Origin of the sequence: Kitasatospora sp. SUK 42 (assembly GCF_015776785.2) — a bacterium.
GTDB lineage: Bacteria > Actinomycetota > Actinomycetes > Streptomycetales > Streptomycetaceae > Kitasatospora.
In genome coordinates this window covers 1,723,657-1,739,260 of sequence record NZ_LFMD02000003.1, presented here as the reverse complement: position 1 = coordinate 1,739,260, position 15,604 = coordinate 1,723,657, and the positions used below count along the sequence as shown (strand labels likewise).

At 73.7% G+C, this 15,604-nt stretch carries 11 protein-coding genes; 7 read left to right on the top strand and 4 right to left on the bottom strand.

All coding sequences use genetic code 11. The features are described from left to right. Positions 1-125 precede the first annotated feature (125 nt). Positions 126-1,547, top strand: coding sequence for a family 2B encapsulin nanocompartment shell protein (locus RZ50_RS17520; RefSeq protein WP_196948495.1), 1,422 nt, complete (start codon positions 126-128; stop codon positions 1,545-1,547). A gap of 181 nt (positions 1,548-1,728) precedes the next feature. Further along, on the top strand, positions 1,729-2,778 hold the full coding sequence (locus RZ50_RS17515) for a family 2 encapsulin nanocompartment cargo protein polyprenyl transferase (protein WP_196948494.1): 1,050 nt from the start codon (positions 1,729-1,731) through the stop codon (positions 2,776-2,778). A 61-nt stretch (positions 2,779-2,839) separates the two neighbouring features. Here RZ50_RS17515 and RZ50_RS17510 read toward each other — a convergent pair whose 3' ends face one another. Beyond that, on the bottom strand, positions 2,840-3,880 hold the full coding sequence (locus RZ50_RS17510) for an NAD-dependent epimerase/dehydratase family protein (protein WP_196948493.1): 1,041 nt from the start codon (positions 3,878-3,880) through the stop codon (positions 2,840-2,842). A 248-nt stretch (positions 3,881-4,128) separates the two neighbouring features. On the opposite strand from RZ50_RS17510, the gene RZ50_RS17505 reads away from it, so the two are divergent. Both RZ50_RS17505 and RZ50_RS17500 read left to right on the top strand, forming a co-directional pair. Beyond that, positions 4,129-5,466 carry a DUF1254 domain-containing protein gene (locus RZ50_RS17505; RefSeq protein WP_196948492.1) on the top strand — a complete coding sequence of 446 codons (1,338 nt, stop codon included), beginning with the start codon at positions 4,129-4,131 and terminating at the stop codon, positions 5,464-5,466. A 75-nt stretch (positions 5,467-5,541) separates the two neighbouring features. Then, a complete protein-coding gene (locus RZ50_RS17500) occupies positions 5,542-6,879 on the top strand; it encodes a DUF1254 domain-containing protein (protein WP_196948491.1) in 1,338 nt (445 codons plus the stop codon). Between the two features lie 137 nt (positions 6,880-7,016). Here the strand turns inward: RZ50_RS17500 and RZ50_RS30155 are convergent, their stop codons facing one another. After that, on the bottom strand, positions 7,017-8,861 hold the full coding sequence (locus tag RZ50_RS30155; protein WP_217680595.1) for a hypothetical protein: 1,845 nt from the start codon (positions 8,859-8,861) through the stop codon (positions 7,017-7,019). A gap of 141 nt (positions 8,862-9,002) precedes the next feature. On the opposite strand from RZ50_RS30155, the gene radA reads away from it, so the two are divergent. Together radA and disA are read left to right on the top strand one after the other, a co-directional pair. Then, entirely contained in the window at positions 9,003-10,514 is a 1,512-nt protein-coding gene (gene radA / locus RZ50_RS17490) for a DNA repair protein RadA (protein WP_196946990.1), read from the top strand. 201 nt (positions 10,515-10,715) lie between these two features. Next, the gene (disA, locus tag RZ50_RS17485; RefSeq protein WP_196946991.1) at positions 10,716-11,774 is read left to right on the top strand and encodes a DNA integrity scanning diadenylate cyclase DisA; all 1,059 of its coding nucleotides are present in this window, start codon (positions 10,716-10,718) and stop codon (positions 11,772-11,774) included. Positions 11,775-11,915: 141 nt separating this feature from the next. Here the strand turns inward: disA and RZ50_RS17480 are convergent, their stop codons facing one another. Next, positions 11,916-12,725 (bottom strand): hypothetical protein, encoded by an 810-nt coding sequence (locus RZ50_RS17480; RefSeq protein WP_217680593.1) that lies wholly within the window; start codon positions 12,723-12,725, stop codon positions 11,916-11,918. Positions 12,726-12,916: 191 nt separating this feature from the next. On the opposite strand from RZ50_RS17480, the gene RZ50_RS17475 reads away from it, so the two are divergent. Next, on the top strand, positions 12,917-13,834 hold the full coding sequence (locus RZ50_RS17475) for an A/G-specific adenine glycosylase (protein WP_196946987.1): 918 nt from the start codon (positions 12,917-12,919) through the stop codon (positions 13,832-13,834). A 93-nt stretch (positions 13,835-13,927) separates the two neighbouring features. Here RZ50_RS17475 and RZ50_RS17470 read toward each other — a convergent pair whose 3' ends face one another. Continuing rightward, positions 13,928-15,523: an MDR family MFS transporter gene (locus RZ50_RS17470; RefSeq protein ID WP_196946986.1), complete on the bottom strand. Its 1,596-nt coding sequence runs from the start codon at positions 15,521-15,523 to the stop codon at positions 13,928-13,930. Positions 15,524-15,604: the final 81 nt, after the last annotated feature.

Sequence of the window (15,604 nt, the reverse complement as noted above, 5' to 3'; positions counted from 1 at the left end):
ATTTGTTCGGATATTCAGAACCACTCGAATGAGTGATTGCGAGCCGCCTCCGAACGGGCCCACCATGAAGCTGCAACGTGAATGTGCAGGCGACGCTCCATTCGGGCATGCGAAGGGCTCCCCATATGTCGACCGAAACGAATGCCGGTATTCCCGCGCCCGAGGCGCAGTCGGAGATCCGGCAGCAGCAGAGTCTGAGCACGGCGGGCGCGCGGAACCTCGCCACGACCACCAAGTCCGCGCCCCAGATGCAGGGCATCAGCCCGCGCTGGCTGCTCAGGACGCTGCCCTGGGTGCAGGTGTCCGGCGGCACCTACCGGGTGAACCGTCGCCTGCGCCACAAGGTCGGCCGCGGTCGGGTGAGCTTCGTCAAGACCGGCTCCGAGGTGCGGGTCGTCCCGCAGACGCTGTCCGAGGTGCCGGTGCTGCGCGGCTTCGAGGACGAGGCGGTGCTGACGGAGCTGGCCGGGCGCTTCGTGCAGCGGCAGTTCAACCCGGGCGACGTCCTGGTCTCGGCCGGGGCGCCGATCACCGAGGTCTTCCTCATCGCGCACGGCAAGCTCGACCGGATCGGCACCGGCAAGTACGGCGAGGAGACGGTGATCGGCATCCTCGCCGACGGCGACCACCTCGGCGACGAGGCGCTCCAACAGGAGGACGGCACCTGGCCGTACACCGTCCGCGCCGCGACCTCCGGCACCGTGATGGCGCTCTCCTGGCCCTCCTTCCAGGAGCTGCACGACCGCTCCGAGGCGCTCCAGCTCCAGATCATCGAGTACCTGAACGGCTTCCAGCAGGCGCAGAACAAGCACGGCGAGGCCGCGATCGACCTCTCCTCCGGCCACGAGGGCGAGTACGAGCTGCCCGGCGCCTTCGTCGACTACGAGCTCAAACCGCGCGAGTACGAGCTGAGCGTCGCGCAGACCATCCTCAAGGTCCACACCCGCGTCGCCGACCTCTACAACCAGCCGATGAACCAGACCGAGCACCAGCTCCGGCTGACCATCGAGGCCCTGCGCGAGCGCCAGGAGCACGAGCTCATCAACAACCCCGAGTTCGGCCTGCTGGAGAGCGCCGAGTACGACCAGCGGATCCAGACCCACTCCGGCCCGCCCACCCCGGACGACATGGACGAGCTGCTCAGCCGCCGCCGCGGCACCAGGATGTTCCTGGCCCACCCCAAGGCCATCGCCGCCTTCGGCCGGGAGTGCAGCAAGCGCGGCCTCTACCCGGGCACGGTCGAGGTCGAGGGCAAGCAGATCAACGCCTGGCGCGGGGTGCCGATCTTCCCGTGCAACAAGATCCCGATCGTCGGCGGGAGCACCAGCTCGATCATCGGGATGCGCGTCGGCGAGGACAACCAGGGCGTCATCGGCCTGCACCAGACCGGAATTCCGGATGAATACCAGCCAAGCCTTTCGGTGCGTTTCATGGGAATCGACGAGAAGGCCATCATTTCCTACCTGGTGAGCGCCTACTACTCGGCCGCGATCCTGGTTCCGGACGCCATCGGCGTCCTGGAGAACGTGGACATCGCACAGCGCTGACGGCCATCGGGGCGGCAGCAGGACAGGCCCCGACCCCGAAACGCGCCGCCCGGCCGGGGGAACCACCCGGCGGGGCGGCGCGCCGCGGCGCGTACGGCCACCGGCCCGGCGCCCGACGCAATCCGGCCGCCCCGTTCCGGCAGGCCACCCCATGACACGCGCCCTACAGGGGGAGAGATCCATGACGAGCTCCACGCTGGAGCGGGACCACAAGGAGGGGCACGAGGCGGCGGACATCCTCGCCCGTGCCCGCGGGCTGGTCGACCCGGTCCTGCGGGCCGCCGTCGACTCGCTGCCCGGCGCGATGCGCAAGGTGGCCGGCTACCACTTCGGCTGGTGGGAGGCGGACGGCGCACCCGTCGAGGCCCCCTCCGGCAAGGCCATCCGGCCGGCCCTGGTCCTCGCCGCCGCCCAGGCCCTCGGCGGAACCCCCGGAACGGCCGTCGCCGCGGCCGCCGCGGTGGAACTGGTGCACAACTTCACCCTGCTCCACGACGACGTCATCGACCGGGACGAGACCCGCCGCCACCGGCCCACCGCCTGGCGGGTGTTCGGCACCACCGAGGCCATCCTGGCCGGCGACGCCATGCACTCCCTCGCACTGCGCCTGCTCGCCGAGGACGCCCATCCGGCCGCCCGCGGCTCGATCCGCCGGCTCACCGACTGCGTGGTCGAGCTCTGCGAGGGCCAGCAGATCGACTGCGCCTTCGAGCAGCGCAACGACGTCCTGCTCCCCGAGTGCATGGCGATGGCCGAGGCGAAGACCGGCGCCCTGCTCGGTGCGGCCTGCGCGATGGGCGCGTTGTACGGAGGCGGCTCCGAGGAGGCGGCGCAGGCGATGGACGGCTTCGGCCGCGAGATCGGTCTGGCCTTCCAGCTGATCGACGACCTGATCGGCATCTGGGGGGACCCTGCGGTCACCGGCAAGCCGGTCGGCGCGGACCTGGTCGCCCGGAAGAAGTCGCTGCCGGTGGTCGCGGCGCTGGGCTCCAACACCCCCGAGGGCGCCCGGCTCGCCGAGCTGTACGCCGTCGAACGGCCGCTCAGCCCCGAGGAGTTGGCGGAGTGTGCGGCCGCCGTCGACGGGGCCGGCGGGCGGGGCTGGGCGCAGGGCGAGTCCTGCGAGCGGATGGCCGCGGCGATGGCGCAGCTGGCGGCGGCCGTACCGGATCCGTCCTCGACGGACGAACTGCTGGCGCTGGCCGAGCTGGTGACGCGCCGCACCCACTGATGCCGCGGAGTGGGAGGTCGGCCGGGCCGGCCTCCCACTCCGGTGGCTCACCTGAGCCGGCTCATCCGTGTGCGGCCAGCAGCCGCTGTTCCTTGGCCGGTTCGATGCCCTGCCGGAACGTCGACTCCGGCACCGGCTTGCGCCCGTCGGCCTCGGTGTCCTCGGACGACTCCCGGGTGCGCAGCCACTCCCAGGTGTCCCGCGCGGTCTCGGCGAACGGTCGGCAGCGCAGCCCGGCCGCCCGGGCGCGGCCGCTGTCGACCTGCCAGATGTTCGCCCAGTCCGGCAGGTCCGGCGCCCAGAAGGGCAGTTCGAGCCAGGGGTCGACCTGGTCCGGCCCCTCGGCGAGCAGCCGGGCGTCCTCGACCCAGACCAGTTCGGTGTCCGCCGCGCCCGCGACCTCCCGGCAGGTCTCCAGCCACTCCCCGAAGGTGAGCACCCCGGGCGGCGCCGTGGTGAGGAAGCGCCCCGCCGTCCCGGCCGTCAGCCGGTCGAGCCCGAACGCGGCGAAGTCCCGGACGTCGATCACCTGCATGGTCCGCCCCGGATCGCCGGGGGCGAGCACCCGCCCGCCGCGCGCCATCCGCTCCAGCCACCAGGGCAGCCGGCCGCCGATCTCGTGCGGTCCGATCAGCAGCCCGCTGCTGAGGATCAGCGAGCGTTCGGCGCCGAAGCCCTCCAGCACCGCGCGCTCGCAGCCGGCCTTCAGCTCGCGGCCGAACGGCTGGCCGGGCGGGGTGTCGGCGGGGCAGGGGAGCAGCGGGGAGTCCTCGGTGATCACCTGGCCGGCCCAGTCGGCGTAGGCGTGCACCGAGGAGACGAAGCTGTAGTGGCCGGCCCGCTCGCGCAGCAGCCGGGCCGAGAGCGCGGCCTGTGCGGGCTGTCGGGCGGAGGTGTCGACGACGGCGTCCCAGCCGCGGCCGTCGACCAGTCGGGCGAGGTCCTCGGCGCTGTCGCGGTCGCCCCGGACGGCCTCGACCCCGGGAAGATCGGCGGCGCTGCGGCCGCGGTTGAAGGTGGTCACCTGGTGGCCGCGGGCGAGGGCCTCGGCGGCGTAGGCCCGTCCGAGGAAGGACGAGCCTCCGAGCAGAAGGATCTTCATACCGGCCAGCCTCTCCCCGCCGCCCCGCGGCTACGCCCGACTTCGCGCTGAGCAGAGCACCGTCCGACCTCGCGCCGAGGGGAGCACCGTCGACCCCGCGCTGAGCGGAGCACCGCCCGGGGCGCGCCGACGGACCCGTGCGGGCACGGACCACCCGACATGCCGCCCCACCCCGCCCCACTTAGCATCCGATGTGTACCGATCTGTCCTGCGAATCCGATCTTCACCGGCAGTGGGAGAGCGACAGCATGGTCAACCCGGCACTCGTGGACCCGGCCACCGTCCGCGCGACCGCCGCCGAGGCCTGGATCCGCGCCTATCCGATCCTGCGGAACTACCGCACCCTCTACGCCCAGGCGCTGGACGACGCGGACCCCGGCTACGTCGGCGGCTTCGGCGTCTTCCGCCACCACCCACGGCCCTTCACCCCCGCCGACACCGACCTCGTCGCCCCCGACAACGACACCCCCCGCTCCTGGGCCTGGCTGGACCTGCGGGCCGAGCCCTGGGTGGTCTCCGTCCCCGCCGAGGACCGCTACTACGTCCTCCCGGTGCACGACCTCGACACCGTCCACGCCGGGTTCATCGGCGCCCTGACCACCGGCCAGGAGGCCGGCGACCACCTGGTGGCCGGCCCCGACTGGCAGGGCGAGCCCCCGCCCGGCGTCAAGAGCGTCATCCGCACCGCCAGCCGGCTGGTCGGCATCGTCGGCCGCACCGGCCGGACCGGGAACACCCCCGCCGACCTGGCCGAACTGAAGGCCCTCCAGGAGCAGTACCGGCTGCGCCCGCTGCACGAGTACGCCGGGACGCCCGCGCCGCCGCCCGCCCCCGAGCCGGTCTGGCCGGTCTGGCGCGACGAGGTGGTGGACACCGTCGAGTGCCTCGGCCTCCTCGACTTCCTGCTCGGCTTCTTCCCGCTGACCAGCGCGCTGCCGCCCGCCGAGGCCGACCTGCGCGGCCGTCTGGCGGACCTCGGCATCGACGGCCGGGGCGAGTTCGAGCCCGCCGCCCTGCCCCTGGAGGTCCGCGCCGAGATCGAGCGCGGCATCGCCGACGGCCGGGTGCGGCTGGAGCGCGGCACCGCCGAACTCCCCGCCGAGGCGGCCCTCTTCGGCACCCGCGAACGGATCGGCGCCGACTTCCTCCGCCAGGCGCTCGGTGCGCGGCTCGACCTCTACGGGCTGCCCGCCGAGGAGGTCTGGCGCGGCGGCTGGACGGCGGACAGCGCCGGCCGTCGCCCGCCCAACGCCAGCGACCGCGACCACCTCATCCGCTTCGGCCCGGGCGGCCTGCCCCCGGCCCGGTTCTCCTGGTCCGCCACCATGTACGCCCTCCCCGGCGGCCGGCTGGTCGACAACACCCTGGACCGCTACTCGATCGGCGACCGCACCCCCGGCCTGGTCCGCGACCCGGACGGCGGACTCACCCTCTACGTCCAGCACAAGCGGCCCGCCGACGCCCAGCACTCCGCCAACTGGCTGCCCGCCCCCGACGGCCCGTTCACCGTCGTGATCCGGCTCTACGGACCGGACCCGTCCGTCCTGGACGGACGCTGGCGGCCCCCGCCGCTCGACCCGCGCTGACCCCGGCCCGCGCCGACCCCGACCGCGCGCTGTTCCGGCCCGCGCCGACCACCCCTACCGGACGAAGGACCCCCGATGAACCAGCCCGAGCTGGAGGCCCTGGCCGCCGACGCCTACGTCTACGGCTACCCGCTGGTCGCCGGCCTCACCATGGTCCAGCGCTTCGCCGACGGCGGCCTGGGCACCCTCCCGGCGGCGCCGTACAACCACTTCAGCCACGCCACCCGGCTGGCCGGACCGGGCGATCCGTTCGTCTCCGTCAACAACGACACGATCTACTCGATCGCCCAGCTCGACCTCTCCGAGGGCCCGCAGGTGCTGCACGTCCCGGACACCGCGGACGCCTACTACGTGCTGCAGTTCATCGGCGCCTGGACGGACAACGTCGCCTACCTCGGCCGCCGGGCCACCGGCACCGGCGCACAGACCTGGCTGATCGTCCCACCGGACTGGCACGGCACCCCGCCGGACCCGAACCGGGTGATCGAAATGCCGACCACCGTCGGCACCGTGGTCGGCCGCTTCGCCTGCACCGGCCCGGGCGACCTGTCCCGGGTCCGGGCCCTGCAGGAGGGCCTGCGGCTGGAGCCGCTGGAGCGCGGCGGCCTGGTCGCCGGACTGCCCGAGCCCGACCCGGACGTCCCCGAGCGGCTGGCCTTCTTCGAGCGCCTGCGGGTGTGGATGCAGGCCTTCCCGCCGGCCACCCCCGACATCGAGTACCAGCGCCGCTTCGCCCCGCTCGGCCTGCTGGACGACGGGGTCTCGCCGTACCGCGCGGCCGCCCCGGAGTGGACCCTCGCGCTCGCCAAGGGCCTGGCCGCCGGGCGCGAGCGGGTCGACGCCGCCACCCGCCCGCCCGAGGACCACCCGCCCGGCGAGTGGCGCTCCACACTCCACCTCTTCGACTACAGCATCGACCACCTCGGCCCCGGCACCCTGGACGACCCCGAGTGGCGCATCCCCGACCGCCGCGCCGCCTACCTCAGCCGAGCGGCCGCCGCCCGGGCCGGGCTGTGGGGCAACCACTCCTACGAGGCCTCGTACGCGATGACCTACGACGACTCCGACGGCCACCCGCTCAACGGCGCCCACGCCTACACCCTCCGCTTCGACCAGCCGCCGCCGGTCGAGGCCTTCTGGTCCGTCACGATGTACTCCGTCCCGGACTACTACCTGGTGGAGAACCCGATCGACCGCTACTCGATCGGCGACCGCACCCCCGGCCTGGTCCACGCCGAGGACGGCTCACTGACCCTGACCCTCCAGCACGACCAGCCCGAGGACCCCGTCGCCGCCGCCAACTGGCTCCCCACCCCGCCCGGCGAGTTCCGCCCGATCATCCGGCTCTACCAGCCGAAGGCACCGGTGCTGGACGGCAGCTACCAGCTCCCCCCGATCCAGCGCGTGGACTAGGGCCGGTCCGGCGGATCCTTGCCGGGCCCGCGACGTGCCCCCAGCCTTCGGCCGGGAGGTGCTCCCGCCTGCGCCTTGCGACGCACGCACTCGGGCGCCGTGGTCTGATCCGACACGATCCGCCGGACAGGCCCTGACTAGTGCCCCGACGGGTCCGCCGTCGCCGTGCCCGTCGGGTGCGGTGACGCCGTGCCGGTCTCCGAGGGCGTCGGTGTGCCGCTCGGCGAGGCCGATCCGGAGGGCGAGGGCGCCGAGGAGGGCGTGCCCGACGGGGTGCCCGACGGCCCGCTCGGCGTCGGCGTCGGCGTCGTCGGCCCCGCCGTCGGGGTGGCTGTCGCCGTCCCGCCCGCTCCCGGCGGCGGCTCCGCCGGGGAGGACGCCGAGCCGCCCCGGTTCTGCGGCCCGCCCTCCAGGGTGACCACCGCCTGCGAGGGCGGCAGCGCGATCCGGGCGGTCCAGTGCGTGGTGGGCGCGCGGTCCTGGTCCACCGTGACGATCACGGTGATCCGCTGCCCGGGCGCCAGCGCCCCCGAGTCGCGGCTGAGCCGCAGCCAGTCGGCGTCCGTCACGGCGTGCCAACGGATCTCCGTCGTACCGGAGTTGGTGAGGGTGATCACTGTCCGGTTGCCGTACTCGCTGGCCTCGACGGTGAGCAGCCCGGCCGGGGCTCGGTCGACCGGGTCCGGTCCGGGGGCGGAGGCCCGCTCGACCGCGAGGGCGGGGGCGGCGACCAGGGCCGGGCTGTCGAGCCGCGTCGTGTCCCGGGCCGGCACCGGGACCAGCGGCCCTTGGAAGACGAGCCGAGCGAAGCCCGGAAGCAACGTTTCTGCACCGCCCGAGCCCACCCCGCCCGAACCACGTACCCCCGCACCCGCCAGCTCCATCCCCGGCATCCCCTGCGCCCCCTGCGCCCCCTGCATTCCGGGGCCGCCGGCCGCGCCCGCCGCCTCCCCCGCCGCCGACGGCGGTTGCGGCGGCCGCTGCCCGCCCTGCCGTCCGGCCCCGTCGACCCGCACCGCCGAGACCGCGGCCGGCGACCCCGCCCCGCCATCGCCCCGGTGCCCGGCCCAGAGCGCGACCACCGGCGCCGCCAGCACGGCCGCGAGCACCCCGGTGGTCACCACCCGCCGCCGGACCGCCAGCCCCCGGCCCGTGTCCGGCGCGCGGTGCCGGGGGAAGCCGCCGTGGTCGAACCGCAACCCCGCCCCGCCCGCCCCGCCCGCCGACGGCGGACACGCCACCACCCCGTCCGCCACCGGCACGGGCGCGGTCAGCAGCCGCAGCCCCGCCCGCCCCGGCGGGCCCTCCGCCGCCTCCCCGGCGGCCACCCGCTCCGCCGTCCCCCGGCAGGTCGGGCAGTCCACCACGTGCTGCACCAGCTCCCGCCGCAGCGCCGGGCCGAGCACCCAGTCCCGCCAGGACTCCGCCCCGGCGCCGCCGAGCCGGTCCAGCTCCGGGCAGTTGCCCACCCCGAGCACCAGCAGCGCCGTCCTGGTCCGGGCGACCTCGGCCTCGGCGGCGGCGAGCAGTTCGCGGGTCCGTTCGAACGGCAGGCCCAGGACCGCCGCGACCTCCAGCGGGGTCAGCCGGTGCCGGACGGACAGTTCCAGCGCCTCGCGCTGCTCCGGGTCCGTACCGGCCGCCTCCGGCCAGGCGAGCGAGGCCAGCTCGCGCCGCCGCCGGGCCGCCTCGGCCTCGGCCGGCTCCGCCCCGGGTTCCCGCCCGGTCCCGTCCGCCAGCCGCCGCAGGCAGCAGTAGCGGGCCAGCGAGAACAGCCACGCCCGCACCAGCCCGGGCTCGGCCAGCCGGGTGCCGTGCCGCCGCGCCAGCTCGCGGACCTCGCGCAGCGCCGCGGCGGCCGCGTCGTGCTCGCACAGCACCGAGAGGCAGTAGGTGAACAGGGCGTCCGCCTGCCGGTCGTACGCCGCGAGCACCGCGGCGGCCCGCGTCCCGGCCCCGGGTCCAACAGTTCGCGTTGTCACCCGTACGACGGTAGGCACGAAGGGCCGACCGGCCCCGTCGTTCGCCGTGTATGTACTTCTTTCGGGTAACAACATCGCCCATCTGTGTGGGCCGTGCCACGGGACCGGGCGCTGTCGTACCCAGGCGCTACGGTGGGCCGCATGCCTCCGCGTTCCAAGACCACCGCCAAGCCGCGCCCGGCCTACCGCTGCACCGAGTGCGGCAACCAGCTGCCCAAGTGGGTCGGCCGCTGCCCGGAGTGCAACGCCTGGGGCACGGTCGAGGAGTACGGCGCGGTGCCGATCCGCACCACCGCGGCCGGCCCGGTCAGTGCGCCCGCCCGCCCGATCGCCCAGGTGGACGGCCAGGTCGCGACGGCCCGCTCGACGGGCGTGCCGGAGCTGGACCGGGTGCTCGGCGGCGGGCTGGTCCCCGGCGCGGTGGTGCTGCTGGCCGGCGAGCCCGGCGTCGGCAAGTCCACCCTGCTGCTGGACGTCGCCGCCAAGGCGGCCACCGGGCAGCACCGCACGCTCTACGTCACCGGCGAGGAGTCGGCGAGCCAGGTCCGGCTGCGCGCCGACCGGATCAACGCGCTCTCCGAGCACCTCTACCTCGCCGCCGAGTCCGACCTCGGCGCCGTGCTCGGGCACATCGAGGCGGTCAACCCCGGCCTGCTGATCCTGGACTCGGTGCAGACCATCGCCTCGGCCGAGCTGGACGGCGCCCCCGGCGGCCCGGCCCAGGTCCGCGAGGTGGCGAACGCGCTGATCCGGGCGTCCAAGGAGCGGGGCATGGCCACCCTGCTGGTCGGCCACGTGACCAAGGACGGCCAGATCGCCGGCCCGCGCCTGCTGGAGCACCTGGTGGACGTGGTGCTGAGCTTCGAGGGCGACCGGCACGCCCGGCTCCGGCTCATCCGCGGCGTCAAGAACCGCTACGGAGCCACCGACGAGGTGGGCTGCTTCGAGCTGCACGACGAGGGCATCGTCGGCCTGGCCGACCCGTCCGGCCTCTTCCTGACCAGGCGTGACAAGCCCGTTCCGGGCACCTGCCTCACCGTCACCCTGGAGGGCAAGCGCCCGCTGGTGGCCGAGGTGCAGGCGCTGATGGTGGATTCGCAGATCCCCTCCCCGCGCCGCACCACCTCGGGCCTGGAGTCGCCCCGGATCGCGATGATCCTGGCCGTGGTCGAGCGGCACGGCGGGGTGAAGCTCGGCAAGCAGGACATCTACACCGCGACGGTCGGCGGGGTGAAGCTGTCCGAGCCCTCCGCGGACCTCGCGGTCGCGCTCGCGGTGGCCAGTTCCTCCACCGACACCCCGCTGCCCAGCAACCTGGTGGCGATCGGCGAGGTCGGCCTCGCGGGCGAGGTGCGGCGGGTGACGGGTGTGCAGCGGCGGCTCGCCGAGGCGCACCGGCTGGGCTTCACCCACGCCCTGGTCCCGCCGGACCCGGGCAAGGTGCCGCCGGGCATGAAGGTGGTCGAGGTGGCCGACATCGGCGAGGCGCTGCGGGCCATCCCGGGCCGCCGCCGGGCCGCCGCCAAGCCGCGCGGCGAGGCGCGTGGTGAGGCCCCGTCGGCCCCGCCGGCACCCCGCGCGGCCCCGGTCCCGGCCTACCCGGAGGAGCTGATGGACGGCTGGGAGCCGCTCGACTCCGACGAACTGCGCTGACCCAAGCCCTGCCGAAGCCGCACGCAGTTAGACTTTCCCCAGTCTCATTGGCCAAAAGGCAGTACCGGAGCGGTACTGAGCGACAGAGCAACAGACCGCGGACCGGCGCAAGGCGTGAGGCGCGCGGCACGGGTCGACCGGAGGAGTCACGTGGCAGCCAGCGACCGGGGGGCGGACAAGGCCTCCCGTGAGGAGGCCCTGCTGCGGGCCTCCCTCACCGCCATCGCGCCCGGTACCGCGCTTCGTGACGGCCTGGAACGGGTCCTGCGGGCCAACACCGGTGGCCTGATCGTGCTGGGCTTCGACAAGACCGTCGAGTCCCTGTGCACCGGCGGGTTCGTCCTGGACGTCGAGTTCAGCGCGACCCGTCTGCGCGAGCTGTGCAAGCTCGACGGCGCGGTGGTCCTCGACAAGGACATCACCAAGATCGTCCGGGCCGGCGTCCACCTGATGCCGGACTCCACCATCCCCACCGACGAGACGGGCACCCGCCACCGCACCGCCGAGCGGGTCAACCGGCAGACCGGCTTCCCGGTGGTCGCGGTCTCGCACTCGATGCGGCTGATCGCCATGTACGTCAACGGCACCCGCCGGGTGCTGGAGGACTCCACCACGGTCCTCTCCCGCGCCAACCAGGCGCTGGCCACCCTGGAGCGCTACAAGCTGCGCCTGGACGAGGTGGCCGGCACGCTCTCCGCGCTGGAGATCGAGGACCTGGTGACGGTCCGGGACGTCACGGCGGTGGCCCAGCGCCTGGAGATGGTCCGGCTGATCGCCACCGAGATCGCCGGCTACGTGCTGGAGCTCGGCATCGACGGCCGGCTGCTCTCGCTCCAGCTGGACGAGCTGATCGCGGGCGTGGAGCCGGAGCGCGAACTGGTCGCCCGGGACTACTTCCCCGAGCGGGCCGCCAAGAAGGGCCGGACGGTCAACGAGGTGCTGGCCGACCTGGAGGCGCTCACCCACGCCGAACTGCTGGACCTCCAGACGGTCGCCAAGGCGCTCGGCTACTCGGGCTCGCCGGAGTCGCTGGACTCCGCCGTCTCCCCGCGCGGCTACCGCCTGCTGGCGAAGATCCCGCGCCTGCCCAACACGGTGATAGAGCGCCTGGTCGAGCACTTCGGCGGCCTGCAGAAGCTGCTCGCCGCCAGCATCGACGACCTCCAGACGGTCGAGGGCGTCGGCGAGACCCGCGCCCGCTCGGTCCGCGAGGGCCTGTCCCGCCTTGCCGAATCGTCCATCCTGGAGCGCTACGTCTGACCGGACGACCAGCCTGCGGACGGCCCCCGGAGAAACGCTTCCCCGGGGGCCGTCCGGCGTCTCGGGCCCGTCCCGGATCCAACGCCGGAGCCCCCGACCGCTCAGCGGCCGGGGGCTCCGTACGGGGTGGTTGACCGATCCTCAGCTGTCCAGCCGGATCGAGGTCCGCGCCGACACCTTGTCGCCCGAGAGCCCGGTGAGCTCCGCGAGCACCACGTAGGTCCCGTTCGCCGGCGGCGTCTGCTCGGCGGTCGCGCACTGCGGCTTGCTGCGGCTGCGGTCCCAGGTGAAGGTCTCGGTCTGGCTGCCGTTGGCCGGGAGCTGCACCCAGATGCTGCCCTTGTCGGACGGGCAGTCGCCGGAGGACCAGACCCGGTCGTTGCTGTTGCCGCTCACGGTGATCACCGAGGCGCTACGGCCCAGGTCCACCCGGCAGTTGGTGCCGGAGGAGTTCTTGACCGTCAGGGCCAGCCGCGGCTTGTCCTTGGGCTGGAACGAGTTCTGGGCGCCGGCGAGCTCCAGCGCCACCTGCGAGGAGGCGCAGACCGGCAGCGCCATCACCTCGGTGGTGTTCACCGCCGGAGCGCCGCCGCCCGAGCCGGACGCGCCGCCGCCGGTGCCGCCGTTGCTGAGGCTGACCTCGCTGCCGCCCCCGCCGGCCACCGGGCCGCCGCCGGGGTTGCCCCCGGCACCACCGCCGCCCGGAGGCGCCGCGGGGCCGCTCGGGGAGGCGCCCGGCGTGATCGCCTGCGCGGGTGTCTGGCTCTGGGACTGGGACGGGGACGGTACGGCCTGTGCGGCCTTGCTCTGTGAGCCGCCGTCACCTCCCTGATCGGTCATCAGCCAGGCGATCAGGGCGATCACCGCCGCGGCGGCGACGAGCACGACGATGCGCCGACGCCAGTAGATCGAGGCCGGCAGCGGTCCTACGGGTTGACGCAGAGAGGGCACGATCAAACTCTACGAGACTGTGTGTGGCTATTGACTCACCAACACCGCACAGTCGCCCCTTCCTTCACATGATCCGCCATTTGAGCCGTTCGAGGGAGCCTCCGAACCGGGTCCTCCCGGCGGTTTTCGGGCATTCGGAGCCTGATCCTCCACTTCGGTCGGGCCCGCGGTCATGGGAGGATCGAAGGGCCATGACTGCCATCACCGCCACCGAAGCCGTACCCGCCCCCCGGCTGCCCCTGCCCGTGCTGCACTCGACCGTCATCGACTGGTACGAGGCCAGCAAGCGCGACCTGCCCTGGCGGGCCCCGGACGCGACGCCCTGGGCGGTCATGGTGAGCGAGTTCATGCTCCAGCAGACCCCCGTGAAGCGGGTGCTGCCCGCCTGGGAGGCCTGGATGACCCGCTGGCCCACCCCGGCCGACCTCGCCGCCGAGGCGCCCGGCGAGGCGGTCCGGATGTGGGGCCGGCTGGGCTACCCGCGCCGCGCGCTGCGGCTGCACGCGGCCGCCGTGGCGATCACCGAGGAGCACGGCGGGGAGGTCCCGGACGACCACGCCACGCTGCTCTCGCTGCCCGGGGTGGGGGAGTACACCGCCGCCGCGGTCGCCTCCTTCGCCTACCGCCAGCGGCACGTGGTGCTGGACACCAACGTCCGCCGGGTCTTCGCCCGCGCGGTGACCGGTGTCGAGTACCCGGCCCAGGCCACCACCGCCGCCGAGCGCCGCACCGCGACCGCGCTGCTGCCCGACGACGCCGAGACCGCCGCCACCTGGGCGGTCGGCGTGATGGAGCTGGGCGCGCTGGTCTGCACCGCCCGCGGCCCGGAGTGCGGGGACTGCCCGCTGTTCACCTCCTGCGCCTGGCAGCGGGCCGGCCGCCCACCGTACGAGGGCCCGGCCCGGCGCGGCCAGACGTACGAGGGCACGGACCGCCAGGTGCGCGGCAAGCTGCTCGCGGTGCTGCGCGAGGCGCACGGCACGGTGCCGCAGGCCCGGCTGGACGCGGTCTGGCCGGACGCGGTGCAGCGGGCCAGGGCACTGGACGGGCTGGTCGCCGACGGCCTGGTCGAGCCCGTGGAGCAGGGCGTCTACCGGCTCCCGCAGTAGGGTCGGCCCGCCGGACAGGCCCTGGCCGACGCGACGACGGCGCCCCCGGGAGGTGTGAGCCTCCCGGGGGCGCCGTCGTGCGGTTCGCGGTCGTCAGATGGCCGCGGCCTCCAGCGAGGCCTCGGCCGGCTTCTCGTCCTTGCCGGTGCCGCGCAGCGGCACCTCGCGCAGGAACACCGCCGCGGCGATCGCGATCACGGCCACGCCGGCGCCCCAGAGGAAGACGGTGTGCATGCCGTTGGACACCGCGTGGTGGTAGGCGTCCTGCAGGAACTCGGGCTGCTGGCGCAGGTCGGCCGGGCTCATCTGCCCCGGGTCCTTCATGCCGCCCGGGGGCAGCTGCTTCCCGGCCAGCCGCTCCGTCATGGTGTCGGTCACCCGGTTGTTGAACAGCGCGCCGAACAGCGCGACACCGAAGGAACCGCCGATGGTGCGGAACAGGGTGGCGGTGGAGCTGGCCACGCCCATGTCCTTGAGCTCGACGCTGTTCTGCGCGACCAGCATGGTGATCTGCATCAGGAAGCCCATGCCGGCGCCGAGCACGATCATCCAGCAGGCCGAGGTGAAGCTGCTGGTGCCGGTGCCCATGGTGGACAGCAGGATCAGGCCGCCGGTCATCACGATGGTGCCGATGATCGGGAAGACCCGGTACTTGCCGGTCTTGGTGACGGCCTGGCCGACGACCAGCGAGACCACCAGCATGCCGAACATCATCGGCATCAGCAGCAGGCCGGAGTTGGTCGCCGAGGCGCCCTGGACGATCTGCTGGTAGAGCGGCAGGAAGACGGTCGAGCCGAACATCACGAAGCCGACGACGAAGCCGATGATCGAGACCAGGGTGAAGTTCAGGTTCCGGAACAGGCTCAGCGGCAGCATCGGCTCCTCGACCCGCTGCTCCACGTAGCAGAAGGCGATCAGCGAGGCCGCGGCGAGCGCGGTCAGGCCGAGGATCTGCTTGGAGCCCCACTCGTACTGCTGGCCGCCCCAGGTGGTGATCAGGACCAGCGAGGTGATGCCGACGGTGAGCAGGATCGCGCCCAGGTAGTCGATCCTGGCGTTGCTGCGGACCTTCGGCAGCTTCAGGGTGACGACGACCACGGCGAGCGCGATCACGCCGAGCGGCAGGTTGATGTAGAAGGTCCAGTGCCAGCTCAGGTGGTCGGTGATGAAGCCGCCGACCAGCGGGCCGCCGATGGTGGCGAGGGCCATCACCGCGGCGAACATGCCCTGGTACTTGCCGCGGTCACGCGGCGGGACGAGCGCACCCATGATCGACATGACGCCGACCATCAGACCGCCGGCGCCCAGGCCCTGCACGGCGCGGAAGCCGATCAGCTCGTTCATGTTCTGCGACAGGCCGGACAGCGCCGAGCCCACCAGGAAGATCACGATCGAGGTCAGGAAGGTGCCCTTGCGGCCGTACATGTCGCCGAGCTTGCCCCAGATCGGGGTGGAGGCGGCGGTGGCCAGGGTGTACGCGGTGACGACCCAGGACAGGTGCTCGGCGCCGCCCAGGTCGCCGACGATGGTCGGCATCGCGGTGCCGACGATCAGGTTGTCGAGCATGGCCAGCAGCATGGTGACGACCAGGCCGACCATGACGAGGCGGATCTCGCGGGGTGACCGCGGCTGCTCCTCCTCGGCCGTCTTGTCCTCCGGCACCGGGCCGGCGGTCTTGGACTGTGACATGAGGTGGGGTCTCCCGGAGGGTGGTTCGGACGAGCGTCGGGCCGTGCGGCGGCTCACTTACTTGTCGCCCGGCTAGTTTAT

Coding starts and splice junctions, on each gene's coding strand:
- RZ50_RS17505 (WP_196948492.1), top strand. CDS start 4,129: ATGGTCAACCCGGCACTCGTGGACCCGGCCACCGTCCGCGCGACCGCC.
- RZ50_RS17510 (WP_196948493.1), bottom strand. CDS start 3,880: ATGAAGATCCTTCTGCTCGGAGGCTCGTCCTTCCTCGGACGGGCCTAC.
- RZ50_RS17470 (WP_196946986.1), bottom strand. CDS start 15,523: ATGTCACAGTCCAAGACCGCCGGCCCGGTGCCGGAGGACAAGACGGCC.
- RZ50_RS17500 (WP_196948491.1), top strand. CDS start 5,542: ATGAACCAGCCCGAGCTGGAGGCCCTGGCCGCCGACGCCTACGTCTAC.
- RZ50_RS17520 (WP_196948495.1), top strand. CDS start 126: ATGTCGACCGAAACGAATGCCGGTATTCCCGCGCCCGAGGCGCAGTCG.
- RZ50_RS17475 (WP_196946987.1), top strand. CDS start 12,917: ATGACTGCCATCACCGCCACCGAAGCCGTACCCGCCCCCCGGCTGCCC.
- radA (WP_196946990.1), top strand. CDS start 9,003: ATGCCTCCGCGTTCCAAGACCACCGCCAAGCCGCGCCCGGCCTACCGC.
- RZ50_RS17515 (WP_196948494.1), top strand. CDS start 1,729: ATGACGAGCTCCACGCTGGAGCGGGACCACAAGGAGGGGCACGAGGCG.